General features: G+C 70.8%; 13 protein-coding genes and 1 tRNA gene. 10 read left to right on the top strand and 4 right to left on the bottom strand.

Annotation, left to right across the window (positions count from 1 at the left end; genetic code table 11):
• Window positions 1-9 precede the first annotated feature (9 nt).
• The 6 genes from ACFWP2_RS02285 (at window position 10) to ACFWP2_RS02260 (ending at window position 6,949) form a co-directional block, all read left to right on the top strand.
• Complete coding sequence (locus ACFWP2_RS02285; protein ID WP_380447365.1) at window positions 10-504, top strand: PaaI family thioesterase; 495 nt, start codon at window positions 10-12, stop codon at window positions 502-504.
• Window positions 505-1,160: 656 nt separating this feature from the next.
• Entirely contained in the window at window positions 1,161-2,390 is a 1,230-nt protein-coding gene (locus tag ACFWP2_RS02280) for an ABC transporter substrate-binding protein (protein WP_380447363.1), read from the top strand.
• A gap of 161 nt (window positions 2,391-2,551) precedes the next feature.
• Window positions 2,552-3,481 (top strand): branched-chain amino acid ABC transporter permease, encoded by a 930-nt coding sequence (locus ACFWP2_RS02275; protein WP_359819021.1) that lies wholly within the window; start codon window positions 2,552-2,554, stop codon window positions 3,479-3,481.
• 5 nt (window positions 3,482-3,486) lie between these two features.
• Window positions 3,487-5,418, top strand: coding sequence for a branched-chain amino acid ABC transporter permease (locus ACFWP2_RS02270; protein WP_380447510.1), 1,932 nt, complete (start codon window positions 3,487-3,489; stop codon window positions 5,416-5,418).
• 8 nt (window positions 5,419-5,426) lie between these two features.
• Entirely contained in the window at window positions 5,427-6,236 is an 810-nt protein-coding gene (locus ACFWP2_RS02265; RefSeq protein ID WP_380447508.1) for an ABC transporter ATP-binding protein, read from the top strand.
• Window positions 6,233-6,949: an ABC transporter ATP-binding protein gene (locus ACFWP2_RS02260; protein WP_380447361.1), complete on the top strand. Its 717-nt coding sequence runs from the start codon at window positions 6,233-6,235 to the stop codon at window positions 6,947-6,949. The genes ACFWP2_RS02265 and ACFWP2_RS02260 overlap by 4 nt, the downstream gene beginning before the upstream one ends.
• Before the next feature lie 61 nt (window positions 6,950-7,010).
• Here the strand turns inward: ACFWP2_RS02260 and ACFWP2_RS02255 are convergent, their stop codons facing one another.
• On the bottom strand, window positions 7,011-7,667 hold the full coding sequence (locus tag ACFWP2_RS02255) for an ANTAR domain-containing response regulator (protein ID WP_380447359.1): 657 nt from the start codon (window positions 7,665-7,667) through the stop codon (window positions 7,011-7,013).
• A gap of 100 nt (window positions 7,668-7,767) precedes the next feature.
• Between ACFWP2_RS02255 and ACFWP2_RS02250 the strand changes: the two genes are divergently transcribed.
• Window positions 7,768-7,840: transfer RNA gene (locus ACFWP2_RS02250), tRNA-Leu, on the top strand.
• Between the two features lie 72 nt (window positions 7,841-7,912).
• Here ACFWP2_RS02250 and ACFWP2_RS02245 read toward each other — a convergent pair.
• The 3 genes from ACFWP2_RS02245 to pyk form a co-directional block, all read right to left on the bottom strand.
• Window positions 7,913-8,212: a helix-turn-helix domain-containing protein gene (locus ACFWP2_RS02245; protein WP_380447357.1), complete on the bottom strand. Its 300-nt coding sequence runs from the start codon at window positions 8,210-8,212 to the stop codon at window positions 7,913-7,915.
• Window positions 8,209-8,568: a type II toxin-antitoxin system RelE/ParE family toxin gene (locus ACFWP2_RS02240; RefSeq protein WP_380447355.1), complete on the bottom strand. Its 360-nt coding sequence runs from the start codon at window positions 8,566-8,568 to the stop codon at window positions 8,209-8,211. The genes ACFWP2_RS02245 and ACFWP2_RS02240 overlap by 4 nt, the downstream gene beginning before the upstream one ends.
• 110 nt (window positions 8,569-8,678) lie before the next feature.
• The gene (pyk, locus tag ACFWP2_RS02235) at window positions 8,679-10,109 is read right to left on the bottom strand and encodes a pyruvate kinase (RefSeq protein ID WP_380447353.1); all 1,431 of its coding nucleotides are present in this window, start codon (window positions 10,107-10,109) and stop codon (window positions 8,679-8,681) included.
• A gap of 324 nt (window positions 10,110-10,433) precedes the next feature.
• Between pyk and ACFWP2_RS02230 the strand changes: the two genes are divergently transcribed.
• The 3 genes from ACFWP2_RS02230 to ACFWP2_RS02220 are packed head-to-tail and all read left to right on the top strand — an operon-like array spanning window position 10,434 to window position 13,808.
• Window positions 10,434-11,528: a hypothetical protein gene (locus ACFWP2_RS02230; RefSeq protein ID WP_380447351.1), complete on the top strand. Its 1,095-nt coding sequence runs from the start codon at window positions 10,434-10,436 to the stop codon at window positions 11,526-11,528.
• Entirely contained in the window at window positions 11,525-13,183 is a 1,659-nt protein-coding gene (locus tag ACFWP2_RS02225; protein ID WP_380447349.1) for a VWA domain-containing protein, read from the top strand. The genes ACFWP2_RS02230 and ACFWP2_RS02225 overlap by 4 nt, the downstream gene beginning before the upstream one ends.
• Window positions 13,170-13,808 (top strand): hypothetical protein, encoded by a 639-nt coding sequence (locus ACFWP2_RS02220; RefSeq protein WP_380447347.1) that lies wholly within the window; start codon window positions 13,170-13,172, stop codon window positions 13,806-13,808. The genes ACFWP2_RS02225 and ACFWP2_RS02220 overlap by 14 nt, the downstream gene beginning before the upstream one ends.
• The last annotated feature ends 48 nt before the right edge of the window (window positions 13,809-13,856 follow it).

The following is a 13,856-nucleotide window of genomic DNA, read 5'->3' as shown; positions in this document are numbered from 1 at the left end:
AGTTCCCCCATGACCGACGCCACGCCCAGCACGGCCCCCGCCCCCGCCCCGGCCCCCGACGCCGGGCACGTCCTGAAGGTCCCGCAGGACGTCCTGGACCACTTCGCCAAGCTCGGCGTGAGCCCGGAGACCTTCTCCGGCGGCCACCTCGGCGAGAAGCTCGGCATCCGGATCGTCGAGGCCTCCGGCGACCGCGTGGTCGGCACCATGCCGGTGGAGGGCAACCAGCAGCCGTACGGACTGCTGCACGGCGGCGCGTCGGCGGCGCTGGCGGAGACGCTGGGCTCGATCGGGGCGATGCTGCACGCCGGTCCCGGCCGGTACGCGGTCGGCGTGGACCTCAACGCCACCCACCACCGCTCGGCCACCTCCGGGCTGGTGACCGGGGTGGCGACGGCGGTGTTCAAGGGCCGCACCGCCGCCACCTACGAGATCGCGATCACCGACGACACCGGCCGGCGGATCACCAGCTGCCGGCTGACCTGCATGCTGCGCGACCTCTGACGGCGGCTCGGCCGCGACCTCCCGTCCGACAACGTCCGTACCGCGACCACGAGTTCACTCCGGACAACATCAAGTCCCTTTTCCGCCCCCTTGTTTGACCTTCCGCCACCTTGGGCAGGCGTTGGTCTGGACAAGGGGGCGTCGACATGTCCGGGCGCGGCCGGAGCGGATCCCGTGCCCGGCCGGCGCGAATCCGGCGCCCGACGGGCACGAATCCCGCGCCCGTAACGCTGTGTAACAAGTAGGAAATCCGATCATTTGCCGGTTCCGTGGCCTCCAGGCGCCACGGAACCATCCGGCCGCGCCCTCTCTGTCCGCAATACGGACGCTCAAGGCCGAAAGCAGAGCATCGGACACAGGCGTCCGATAATCGACGCTGCCAGCTGCAACCCCCATTTCTGGCCCTTACATTGCCCTACCAGCGCGTAAACGCCCGCCATCGCGGGATCGATCGAGCCGGAACGACCACATGCTGAGACAAATGCTCCGTGTGCTCATAACAAGAGAATCACAGCCTGCCCTCAGCACTGCCCGAGCCGCCCAACGGCATCTAGAGTCACGGCCAGTCACCGCGCCATTCGATTGGGCCAGGCCCTCCGCGCACTCCGGCTCCCGCCATTCCGGCGCGGGCGCCTCCCGAACCGAAGGGGACCCTCGTGCGTCATCGTTCAGCAGTTGTCGTGAGCATTGCCGTGATCGGCGCCCTCAGCCTCACCGCCTGCGGCTCCCGCGGAGAGAAGAAGAACGCCGACGGCGGCAGCGGCAACTCCGGCTCCACCACCGTCGTCATCGGCGTCGACGCCCCGCTCACCGGCGACCTCTCCGCCCTCGGCCTCGGCATCCGCAACTCCGTCGACCTCGCGGTCAAGAAGGCCAACGAGACCAACGAGGTCCCCGGCGTCAAGTTCGAGATCAAGGCCCTGGACGACACCGGCAAGCCCGCCCCCGGCCAGCAGAACGCCACCCAGCTGGTCGGCGACAGCAAGGTCCTCGGCGTCGTCGGCCCGCTCAACTCCAGCGTGGCGCAGTCGATGCAGCAGATCTTCGACGACGCCGGCCTGGTCGAGGTCTCCCCCGCCAACACCGGCGTCGCCCTCAGCCAGGGCGAGAAGTGGGCCAGCGGCGAGAAGAAGCGCCCCTTCCAGTCCTACTTCCGCACCGCCACCACCGACGCCGTCCAGGGCCCGTTCGCCGCCCAGTTCCTGTACAACGACGCCAAGAAGACCAAGGTCTTCCTCATCGACGACCAGAAGACCTACGGCGCGGGCCTGGCCGGCACCTTCAAGAGCGAGTTCACCAAGCTCGGCGGCCAGCTCGTCGGCGAGGAGCACGTCAACCCCGACGACCGCGACTTCGCCGCCATCGTCACCAAGGTCAAGAGCTCCGGCGCCGAAGCCGTCTACTACGGCGGTGAGTACCCCGCCGCCGGCCCGCTCTCCCTCCAGCTCAAGGAGGCCAACGTCACCATCCCGCTGATGGGCGGCGACGGCATCCAGAGCGGCGACTTCATCAAGCTCAACCCCAAGAGCCAGGGCGACTACGCCACCGCCGTCGGCCTGCCCGTCGAATCCCTCGACACCGCCAAGAAGTACATCGCCGACTACAAGACCGCCGGCTACAAGGACGCCTACGAGACCTACGGCGGCTACTCCTACGACAGCGCCTGGGCCATCATCCAGGGCGTCAAGCAGGCCGTGAAGGACAACAACGGCAAGGTCCCCGACCGCAAGGCCGTCCGCGACGCCGTCCAGAAGGTCACCTTCGACGGCGTGACCGGCAAGGTCTCCTTCGACGAGTTCGGCGACACCACCAACAAGCAGCTCACCGTCTACACCGTCAAGGACGGCAAGTGGGCCGTGGAGAAGTCCGGCACCTTCAAGGGCTGACCCGCCGACCCGGATCCGCATCCGACTGACGCAGAGTCATCACCCGCACCACCGGCGCCACTTCACCACCACCACCGCGCGGGGGCGCCACGAGTGCCCCCGCGCGCACCCACATCCACCACCCACGCGGACACCCCCGAACGCACTACGGAGGCCCAGCGGTGCACGACCTACCGCAGCAGCTGGCCAACGGCCTGATCCTCGGCGCCCTCTACGGGCTCGTCGCGATCGGCTACACGATGGTCTACGGCATCGTCCAGCTCATCAACTTCGCCCACGGCGAGATCGTCATGGTCGGCGGCTTCGGCGCCCTGACCGCCTACCTCGCCCTCCCCGGCGGCACCACCCTGTGGCTGGCCCTGCCGCTCATGCTGATCGCCGGCATCCTGGTCTCCACCCTCACCGCCGTCGCCGCCGAGCGCTTCGCCTACCGCCCCCTGCGCAACGCCCCCCGGCTCGCCCCGCTGATCACCGCGATCGGGCTGTCCATCTTCCTCCAGCAGCTCGTCTTCTCCTTCTACCCCGACGCCAAGAAGGCCCGCGTCTTCCCCAAGCTCCCGGGCGACCCCTTCAGCCTCGGCTCCGTCACCATCCAGCGCAGCGACCTCTTCCTGATCATCGCCGCCCCGCTGTGCATGCTCGCGCTCGGCTGGTTCGTCACCCGCACCCGCTCCGGACGCGCCATGCAGGCCACCAGCCAGGACCCGGACACCGCCAAGCTGATGGGCATCGACACCGACCGCATCATCGTCATGGCCTTCGCCATCGGCGCCGCGTTCGCCGCCGTCGCCGCCGTCGCGTACGGGCTGCGCAGCGGCCAGGTCGACTTCCGGATGGGCTTCATCCTCGGCCTCAAGGCCTTCACCGCCGCCGTCCTCGGCGGCATCGGCAACATCTACGGCGCCATGCTCGGCGGCCTCGCCCTCGGCCTCGCCGAAGCCCTCGCCACCGGCTACATCCAGCACCTGCCCGGCATGCACCTCTTCGGAGGCGGTGCCTGGAAGGACGTCTGGGCGTTCGTTCTCCTCATCCTCGTCCTGCTGATCCGGCCCCAGGGCCTGCTCGGCGAGCGCGTCGCGGACAGGGCGTGACCACCATGACCACCACCCACACCGAGACCACCCCGGTCATCCCGCTGCCGGCCCGCGCCGCCGCGGCCGTCACCGCACTCGGCGCCCTCGCCACCACCGCCTCCGCCGCCATGTCCTGGACCTGGACCTCCGAGTTCCCCGGCGACCTCACCTACTACGGCTCCCCGGCCGGCCTCCAGTGGCTCGCCCTCGCCGCCGGACTGCTCACCCTCGTCCTGCTGCTCGCCGCCCAGGGCGTCCCCGGACTGCGCTGGGCCGCCCCCAGCCGCAGCAACAACGCCGTCCTGCTCGCCGCCACCGGCGCCCTCACCGTCGCCGTCTACTCCGTCGCCGCCGTCTCCACCGAACTCGGCGGCCTCGCCAACCTCGAACCCGGCGGCTGGGTGCTCACCGCCGGCGGCCTCATCGCCGTCCTCGGCGCCCTCGGCCTGCCGCTCGACCGCCGCACCGCCGTCCCGCTGCGGATCCTGGACAAGCGCCTCTTCCTGCTCGTCCCGGTCGCCCCCGCCGCCTGGTTCGGCGCCCACGCCGTCCCCACCGACAAGCCGGTGGCCCCCGTCCTGACCGCCCTGGCCGGCGGCCTCGCCATCGCGGCCGGCGCCGTCCTGCTGCTCCAGCTCGGCCACCTCGCCAACAGCGCACTGCGCCTCGGCCGCGCCGACCGGCCGCTGCCCCCGCCGCGCGCGCTCCCCTCCTGGGCCGAAGTGCTGCTGATCGTCCTCGCCTTCGGGCTCGGCCTGTTCGCCATCACCTTCGGCATCGACACCGAGTACGGCGAACTCTTCACCGGCTACCTGCTGCTCGTCGGCCTCGCCGTCCCCGCCCTCGCCAGGGCCGGCCTGCTCGCCCGGCTGCGCGCGCTGACCGTCAAGCACCGCCCGGTCACCACCGGCGCCGCCTTCGCCGCGGCCGCCAGCTTCCCCTTCACCCAGACCAGCGACCAGTACACCTCCGTCGCCACCAACATCCTGATCTTCGCCACCGTCGCCCTCGGCCTCAACATCGTCGTCGGCCTGGCCGGCCTGCTCGACCTCGGGTACGTCGCCTTCCTCGGCGTCGGCGCCTACGCCGCCGCCCTGGTCTCCGGCTCCCCCGCCTCCCCCATCCACGTCCAGTTCCCGTTCTGGGCCGCGATGCTCACCGGCGCCGTCGTCTCCATGGTCTTCGGCGTCCTGATCGGCGCCCCCACCCTGCGGCTGCGCGGCGACTACCTCGCCATCGTCACCCTCGGGTTCGGCGAGATCTTCCGCATCACCATGCTCAACCTCAACGGCACCACCGGCCCCAAGATCACCAACGGCTCCAACGGCATCCCGCGCATCCCCGACCTGGAGATCCTCGGCTTCGACCTCGGCAAGCCGCACACCGTCCTCGGCGTCGAACTCGGCCGCTTCTCCAACTACTACCTGCTGATGCTGCTCGTCACCGCCGTGGTCGTCCTGGTCTTCGCCCGGGTCGGCAACTCCCGCATCGGCCGCGCCTGGGTCGCCATCCGCGAGGACGAGACCGCCGCCGAGGCCATGGGCATCAACGGCTTCCGGCTCAAGCTGCTCGCCTTCGCCCTCGGCGCCCTGCTGGCCGGCCTGGCCGGCACCGTCCAGGCCCACGTCAGCTACACCGTCACCCCCGACCAGTACACCTTCGCCGAAGCCCTCCCGCCGAACTCCGCCTTCCTGCTCGCCGCGGTCATCCTCGGCGGCATGGGCACCATCAGCGGCCCGCTGGCCGGCGCCACGCTGCTCTTCCTCATCCCGAAGAAGCTCGAATTCCTCGCCGACTACCAGCTCCTCGCCTTCGGCGCCGCCCTCATCGTCCTGATGCGGGTGCGCCCCGAGGGCCTCATCCCCAACCGGCGCCGGCAGCTGGAGTTCCACGAGGCCGCCCTCCCGGCCCAGGCCACCGGCGAGCCGACCGCACTCACCAAGGCAGGGGCGTGACCGACCCGATGACCACCACCGCCGCACCCCTGCTCGAAGTCACCGGCGTCACCATGCGCTTCGGCGGCCTCACCGCCGTCAACGACGTCTCCCTCACCGTCGGCGAAGGCGAGATCATCGGTCTCATCGGCCCCAACGGCGCCGGCAAGACCACCTTCTTCAACTGCCTCACCGGCCTGTACGTCCCCACCGAGGGCACCGTCCGCTACCGCGACACCCTGCTGCCGCCCAAGCCCCACCTGGTCACCCAGGCCGGCATCGCCCGCACCTTCCAGAACATCCGGCTGTTCGCCAACATGACCGTCCTGGAGAACGTCCTGGTCGGCCGGCACACCCGCACCAGGGAAGGCATCTTCTCCGCCATCCTGCGCGGCCCCGGCTACCACCGCGCCGAAGCCGAGAGCCGCGAGAAGGCCATGGAACTCCTGGAGTTCACCGGCCTCGCCGAGAAGGCCGACCACCTCGCCCGCAACCTCCCCTACGGCGAGCAGCGCAAGCTGGAGATCGCCCGCGCCCTCGCCTCCGAACCCGGCCTCCTGCTGCTCGACGAACCCACCGCCGGCATGAACCCCCAGGAGACCCGGGCCGCCGAGGAACTCGTCTTCGCGATCCGCGACAAGGGCGTCTCCATCCTCGTCATCGAGCACGACATGCGCTTCATCTTCAACCTCTGCGACCGCACCGCGGTGCTCGTCCAGGGCCAGAAGATCGTCGAAGGCGACCGCGAGACCGTCCAGAACGACGAACGCGTCATCACCGCCTACCTCGGCGCCCCGCTCGAAGGCACCACCCCGGCCGTTACGGAGACCGACCAGTGACCGCACTCCTCGAGGTCGAGGACCTCCGCGTCGCCTACGGCAAGATCGAAGCCGTCAAGGGCATCAGCTTCACCGTCGAACAGGGCGAGGTCACCACCCTCATCGGCACCAACGGCGCCGGCAAGACCACCACCCTGCGCACCCTGTCCGGCCTGCTCAAGCCCACCGCCGGACGGATCACCTTCGACGGCCGGGACCTCTCGACCGTCCCCGCCCACAAGATCGTCGCCCTCGGCCTCGCCCACTCCCCTGAGGGCCGGCACATCTTCCCCCGGATGACCATCGAGGAGAACCTCCTCCTCGGTGCCTTCCTGCGCACCGACGCCGCCGGCATCACCGCCGACGTCGACCGGGCCTACGGCCTGTTCCCGATCCTCGGCGAACGCCGCCGCCAGGCCGCCGGCACGCTCTCCGGCGGCGAGCAGCAGATGCTCGCGATGGGGCGGGCGCTGATGTCCCAGCCCAAACTGCTCATGCTGGACGAGCCCTCGATGGGGCTCTCCCCGCTGATGATGCAGAAGATCATGTCCACCATCGTGGAGCTGAAGTCCTCCGGAACGACCATCCTGCTGGTCGAGCAGAACGCCCAGGCGGCGCTCTCCCTCTCCGACCGCGGCTACGTCATGGAGACCGGCCGCATCGTCCTCTCGGGGACGGGAGCCGACCTCCTGCACGACGAGTCCGTCCGCAAGGCCTACCTCGGCGAGGACTGACGCCCGGACGCATGCGGAAGGCCCGGCAGAAACGTTCTGCCGGGCCCTTCGCTGTCACGCCCTACTCGCCGTTGGCCTCTTCCGCCTTCTTGCGGTCCTGGGCCTCGCCCTCCTCGATGACCGCCTCGGCCACCGCCGCCATCGTCATCCGACGGTCCATCGAGGTCTTCTGGATCCACCGGAAGGCGGCCGGCTCGTTCAGCCCGAACTTGGTCTGCAGCACGCCCTTCGCCCGGTCCACCAGCTTCCGGGTCTCCAGCCGCTGGCTGAGGTCCCCGATCTCCTTCTCCAGCGCCCGCATCTCCGCGTACCGGGAGACCGCCATCTCGATCGCCGGCACCAGGTCCGACTTCGAGAACGGCTTGACGATGTACGCCATCGCCCCGGCGTCACGCGCCCGGTCCACCAGCTCCCGCTGCGAGAACGCGGTCAGCATCAGCACGGGGGCCAGGTGCTTCTCATGGATCTGCTCGGCGGCCGAGAGCCCGTCCAGGATCGGCATCTTCACGTCGAAGATCGCCAGATCCGGCTTCAGCTCCTCCACCAGCCGCACCGCCGTCTCCCCGTCCCCGGCCTCACCGACGACGGTGTACCCCTCTTCCTCCAGCATCTCCTTCAGATCGAGACGGATCAGCGCCTCGTCCTCGGCGATCACGATCCGGGTGATCTGGGGCGTATCGGTCTCAAGCGGCTGCGCCTGCTCGTCGGCGGTGCTCACGGGGCTCCTAGTTCCGGCGGGGTACTGCATGCACGAGGGTACCCAGACACGGTATGTTTAGGGCATTCAGGGTCGGGGGCCACCTTCGATTCTGCGGTTGGCCCCGATAGCCCAGCGGTAGAGGCAGTGGTCTCAAACACCATCCAGCGTGGGTTCGAATCCCACTCGGGGTACTTTTCCTTCGTTTCGAAGGATTGTCCGCGATGCATGCCTTCACCACTGTGGGTAAAGAGCACCGGTGTGGCTCAGCTCGCCTTGTCCAACGGCTCCAGCTCAACGGTGAGTCGCATGCCGAGCGCTTCGGCGAACCTCTCCAGGACCACGATCGTGGGCATCGTCCCGCCCGCCTCGAAGCGGGCCACGGCCGGCTGCCGCATGCCGATGGCCGCCGCCAACTGAACCTGGGTCATTCCGAGGGCCTCGCGCCGCAGGCGGACGGCCTCACCGAGTTCGAAGCGGATCCGGGCAGCCTCGTACGCGGCACCGGCTCCGGGGCGGTTCATGATCTCCTCGCGCATGGCCCGCCAGGACGTGCGTTCGCTCATCCCACCCACTCCTCGTCCTCATCGACGGTGTGCTGCTCGGCCACGCACCGACGCATCGCCCGCCTCGCCCGGTCGACCTCGCCGAGCTCCCGCATGCGCGTCTTGCGGAACACCGTCAGCAGGATGATCCTCCTACCGGTTGCGATCCAGTAGGTGATGCGCATCTCCAGTTCGTTCAGATGGAAGCGCAGTTCCCTCAGCTTTCCGTCCAACTGCCGGGTGTGCGGCTCTCCGAGCAGCGGCCCGCGGACGGCGAGCAGTTCGATGGAGAACGCGACCGTTTCCTGGTCGTCCTGGCCCAGCCCGAGGATCCAGTCCCGGACCTCCGGTTCGAGCTCCACCTCTCCCCAAGTCATAACACGGATGTTATGGATGCACCAGGCGCCGCCACCGCCGTTCCGACGCCGGACGGGCGGCGTCCCGTCGAATGGGGGACGCCGCCCGCGGACAGCCGTACGAGAGTCGCTCAGGCGTCCAGGGTTCCCACGTGGTGGACGCGGACGAGGTTGGTGGAGCCGGCCAGGCCGGGGGGTGAGCCGGCGGTGATGACGACGATGTCGCCCTTCTGGCAGCGGCCGAGCGAGAGGAGGGCCGCGTCGACCTGTTCGACCATCTGGTCGGTGGTCGGGGCGAACGGGCCGAGGAAGGTCTCCACGCCCCAGGTGAGGGCGAGTTGGCTGCGGACGGCCGGTTCGTAGGTGAAGGCGAGCACCGGGATGGGTGAGCGGTAGCGGGTGAGCCGGCGGGCGGTGTCGCCGGACTGGGTGAAGGCGATCAGGTACTTGGCGTGCAGGAAGTCGCCGATCTCGGCGGCCGCGCGGGCGACGGCGCCGCCCTGGGTCCGCGGCTTGCTGCCGGTGGTCAGGGGCGGCAGCCCGGCCGCCAGGATGTCGTTCTCGGCGGCCTCGACGATCCGGGCCATGGTCTTGACGGTCTCGACCGGGTACTTGCCGACCGAGGTCTCCCCGGAGAGCATCACCGCGTCGGTGCCGTCCAGGACGGCGTTGGCGACGTCGGAGGCCTCGGCGCGGGTCGGCCGGGAGGTGTTGATCATCGAGTCGAGCATCTGGGTCGCGACGATGACCGGCTTGGCGTTGCGGCGGGCGAGCTTGATGGCGCGCTTCTGGACCAGTGGGACCTGTTCGAGGGGCATCTCCACGCCCAGGTCGCCGCGGGCCACCATGATGCCGTCGAAGGCGTCGACGACGGACTCCAGGTTCTCCACCGCCTGCGGCTTCTCGATCTTGGCGATGACCGGGACGCGGCGCCCCTCCTCCGCCATGATCCGGTGGACGTCCTCGACGTCCCGCCCGCTGCGGACGAACGAGAGCGCGACGAGGTCGGCCCCGGTCCGCAGTGCCCACCGCAGGTCGGCGACGTCCTTGTCGCTGAGTGCGGGGACGGAGACGGCGACGCCGGGGAGGTTGAGGCCCTTGTGGTCGGAGACCAGGCCGCCCTCGATGACGAGGCACCGCACGTGCGGCCCGTCGACGGCGACGACCTCCAGGGTGACCCGGCCGTCGTCGACCAGGATGCGCTCGCCGCGGCTGACGTCCCCGGCGAGCCCGGAGTAGGTGGTTCCGCAGCGGTCCTTGTCTCCCACGACGCCCTTGTCGGTGGAGATGGTGAACTCGTCGCCGCGTTCGAGAAGTACGGGACCGTGGGCGAAGGTGTCGAGCCGGATCTTCGGGCCTTGAAGGTCGACGAGGACGCCGACGCTGCGGCCGGTCTCGTCGGCGGCCTTGCGGACGCGGCGGTAGCGTTCCTCGTGCTCGCTGTGCGAGCCGTGACTGAGGTTCAGTCGGGCGATGTCCATCCCGGCGTCGACCAGGGATTTGATCTGGTCGTACGAGTCGGTGGCGGGCCCGAGGGTACAGACGATTTTTGCTCGGCGCATAGTGCTGAGACTAGGCATTACCGGCGCGTAACCACGACGCGGGTCCGGACTGCGGGATGGCCTTTGGGGTAAGGCGAGTTGAACAATCTGACACACCCTCGGACCGCTGTGCGAGCGCCCCGCTCCACGGCGCTCGCGCACGCCTCCCGAACGCCTCCCGCGCCGCCCTCCGATGCGATTCCGTGAAGGGGTGTTCACCCGTGGTTCACCGCCGCGTCCGCCGCCGCTCCCCGCCCGGCGAGACGCTCGTCACCCCCGGGCGGCTGCCCGGGCGCCCCGGGTCACCACCCGGACGAAGGAGCGGACGAGGGGGAGGCGTTCGGCATGCGACGCGCACTGGGGGTGGTTGCGGCCCTGGCCCTGTTGGGTGGGGTCGCCTTCGCACTGATCCCCCACGACGACGGACCGAAGGACACCAAGACGGTCACCGTCACCGGCCTGATCGGCTCGGAGAAGCGCGCCTTCTTCGAGGACGAGGCGGTCAAGGCGGAGTTGGCGAAGAAGGGCCTGGTGGTCCGGGCGGACTCCACCGGCTCCTGGACGATGAGCGACCAGGCGGCCAAGACCCCGGGGCTCGACTTCGCCTTTCCGGCCAGCTCGGCACCGGCACGGGAGATCCAGCGCATCTGGAAGCTCCAGGACTCCCCGCTGGTGCCGTTCTACTCGCCGCTGGTGATCGTGGCCCACGAGCCGGTGGCCAACGTCCTGAGGGACAACAAGCTGGCCGACCTGGACCCGGCCACCGGCGTCTGGACGTTCCGGATGGACGAGTACGTCAACGCCCTGAAGGGCAACCGCAAATGGGAGGAGCTGAGCGGCGCCGCCGCACACCCCGAGCTGTCCGGCCAGCTGTTCGTGACCACCACCGACCCGGAGAGCTCGTCCTCGGGCGCGATGTACCTCGCGCTGCTCTCCTACATCGCCAACGGCCACCAGGTGGTGTCGGACGCCGCCGGCGTCGCCAACGTCAAGGACGTCCTGCACAAGGCGAACGCGCTGCAGGGCATCCAGAAGAGCAGCAGCGACGAGCCGTTCCGGGACTTCGGGGCGGGGATCGGCAGCCCGCTGATCTTCGCGTACGAGTCGCAGGCCGCCGCCCTGCCGCTCCAGGGCAAGCCCACCGGGGACATGGTGGTGATGTACCCGGACACCACGGTCTACTCGGACCACACCGTCGTGGCCCACACCGACAACGGCCGCACGCTCGCCGAGGTCCTCCAGAACGACGACGTGCTGCGCGGCCTGGAGGCCAAGTACGGGCTCCGGCCGCAGGCCAAGCCGGAGGCCTTCGCGAACCTGATGCGGGAGAAGAAGCCGACGTTCGCACCCGATCTGACCGCCGCCAGGATCAAGCAGGCGACCCTGCCCTCGCTGGACAACCTGCGCGAGCTGACCGCCGCGGCGAAGGGGACCAAGTGACCATCCCGATGAAGCGCCGCGGCCTGCTCGCCGCCGCGCTGGCCGCCGCGCTCGCCGCGGTGACCGCCTGCACCTCCGGCGGCTCGGGCCCCGGGCCCGGCCCCGGTCCCAGCGACCCGCCCGCCCAGACGGCCCGTCCCGGGGTGCTGCGCGTCCTGGCCGGCAGTGAACTCCAGGACCTGGCACCGGTCCTGGAGGACGCCCGGAAGGCCACCGGGGTGACCGTGCAGTTCTCCTGGACGGGCACCCTGGACGGCGCGGACACCGTCTCCTCGGGCCGGGCCGACGGCAAGTACGACGCCGTGTGGTTCCCGTCCAACCAGTACCTGCGGCTCGATCCGGCCGGCAAGTCCAAGGTGGTCTCCGAGACCCCGGTGATGGTCTCGCCGGTGGCGATCGGGGTGCGTTCCTCGGCGCTCGGCGAACTCGGCTGGGGCGACGGCTCGAAGGTCACCTGGGCGCAGGTCGGTGCCGCGGCCGCGGCCGGCAAGCTCCCGTACGGGATGGCCGACCCGTCCCGCTCCAACTCGGGCTTCTCCACGCTCGTCGCGGTGGCCTCGGCCTTCTCCGGCGCGGGCGCGGCGCTGACCGACGCGGACGTGCAGAAGGCCACGCCGCAGCTGAAGGAGTTCTTCAAGGGCCAGAAGCTGACCTCCGGTTCCTCCGGCTGGCTTGCGCAGGCGTACACCCGGGCCGAGTCGGGCGTGGTGGGCGCGCTGGTCAACTACGAGTCGGTGCTGCTGTCGCTGAACAGGACGCTGCCGCCGCCGCAGCAGCTGACCGTGGTGCGGCCGGTGGACGGCGTGGTGTCGGCGGACTACCCGCTCTCGCTGATGTCCGCCGCGGCGCCGGAGCAGCGCGACTCCTTCCAGCGGCTGACCGCGTACCTGCTCAAGGAGGACGTGCAGAAACGGATCTCCGAGGTGACGCTGCGCCGCCCGGTGACGGCGGGCGCGGCCCCGGCGGCCGGGCTGCCCGCGGACCGCCGCAAGGAGCTGCCGTTCCCGGGCACCAGGGCGGTCGCGGACGGCCTGCTGGCCGCGTACCAGAACGAGCTGCGCCGCCCGTCCCGGACGGTGTACGTGCTGGACACCTCGGGCTCGATGGAGGGCTCGCGGATCGCCGCGCTGAAGAGCGCGCTGGGCCGGCTGACCGGGGCGGACGACACCCGCGGGGTGCGCCGCTTCCGGGACCGCGAGGAGATCACGCTGCTCTCCTTCGCCTCCGCGGTGAAGTGGACCAAGACCCACGTGGTGCCGCCCACCGGCAGCCAGCCGGGCCCGCAGGCGGAGCTGGCCTCGATCGACGCGGACGTGCAGTCGCTGGCCGCCTCGGGCGGGACGGCGGTGTACTCCTCGCTGGAGGAGGCCTACCGGGTGATCGAGCGCCAGCAGGCGGCGGCCGGCGACGACCGGTTCACCTCGATCGTGCTGATGACGGACGGGGAGAGCAACGCCGGTGCGACGGACGCCGACTTCAAGCGCTTCCACGACGCGCTGCCGGCCGGGGAGAAGGCGATCCCGGTGTTCCCGATCAAGTTCGGGGAGGCGGCGGTGGGCCAGCTCCAGGGGATCGCGGACCTGAGCGGCGGCAAGCTGTTCGACGGTACGGGCTCGCTGGACGGGGTGTTCGAGGAGATCCGTGGCTACCAGTGACGGTGACGGGCTCGGCCCCCGGGTGCTGCGCTACCTGGAATCGGCCCGGAACCTGGTCGGCTGCGCCGGCGGCGCGGTCGGCCTGGGGCTGCACTTCGCCGGGCTGGGCGGGGCCTGGTGGCCGGGGGTCGTGGCCGGGCTGTACGGGGTGGGCGCGCTGCTGACGCCCGCCCCGGGGCCCCGCGGAGGCCGCCGCGGGGTGTCCGGCGGCGGGACGGGGACGGCCCTCGGGGGGATCGGGGGGACGGGAGTCACCGGACCGCGCGCGCCGGAGCGCGAGGGGCCGGGGCACGGCGGGTCGGAACCCGAGCGGCCGGAACGCGGACAGCCGGAGCGCGAGCGGCCGACGCGCCCGGCCCCCGACCCCGGGCTGGTGGCGCTGGCCGCCTACCTGGACACCGTGCCGCTGCCGCCCTCGGCCGGGGTGGACGGCCTGCTGGCGGCGCTGCACGTGGCCGGCCCGAGCAGCCCGGTGGCGGAGCGGATCGTCCGGCACCGGCTGCCGGTCGCGGTGGCCGGCTACCTGCGGGCGCGGGCCTGGCAGCCCTGGGCGGGGCCGGGCGATCCGGACCCGGCGGTCCAGCTGGGCCGCGAGGTGGACCGGCTCGTGGGCGAGCTGTCCTGACCGGACGTCGGTCGGCCCTCCCCACGGCCCGCCCCCACGGCCCCCACG

Source organism: Kitasatospora sp. NPDC058444 (genome assembly GCF_042721415.1).
GTDB lineage: Bacteria > Actinomycetota > Actinomycetes > Streptomycetales > Streptomycetaceae > Kitasatospora.
This window is presented reverse-complemented; position numbering and strand designations above follow the sequence as displayed.

Excerpts from the sequence above, each read along its gene's own strand:
- pyk (WP_380447353.1), bottom strand. The coding sequence starts at position 10,109 with ATGCGCCGAGCAAAAATCGTCTGTACCCTCGGGCCCGCCACCGACTCG.
- ACFWP2_RS02265 (WP_380447508.1), top strand. The coding sequence starts at position 5,427 with ATGACCACCACCGCCGCACCCCTGCTCGAAGTCACCGGCGTCACCATG.
- ACFWP2_RS02285 (WP_380447365.1), top strand. The coding sequence starts at position 10 with ATGACCGACGCCACGCCCAGCACGGCCCCCGCCCCCGCCCCGGCCCCC.
- ACFWP2_RS02230 (WP_380447351.1), top strand. The coding sequence starts at position 10,434 with ATGCGACGCGCACTGGGGGTGGTTGCGGCCCTGGCCCTGTTGGGTGGG.
- ACFWP2_RS02270 (WP_380447510.1), top strand. The coding sequence starts at position 3,487 with ATGACCACCACCCACACCGAGACCACCCCGGTCATCCCGCTGCCGGCC.
- ACFWP2_RS02240 (WP_380447355.1), bottom strand. The coding sequence starts at position 8,568 with ATGACTTGGGGAGAGGTGGAGCTCGAACCGGAGGTCCGGGACTGGATC.
- ACFWP2_RS02245 (WP_380447357.1), bottom strand. The coding sequence starts at position 8,212 with ATGAGCGAACGCACGTCCTGGCGGGCCATGCGCGAGGAGATCATGAAC.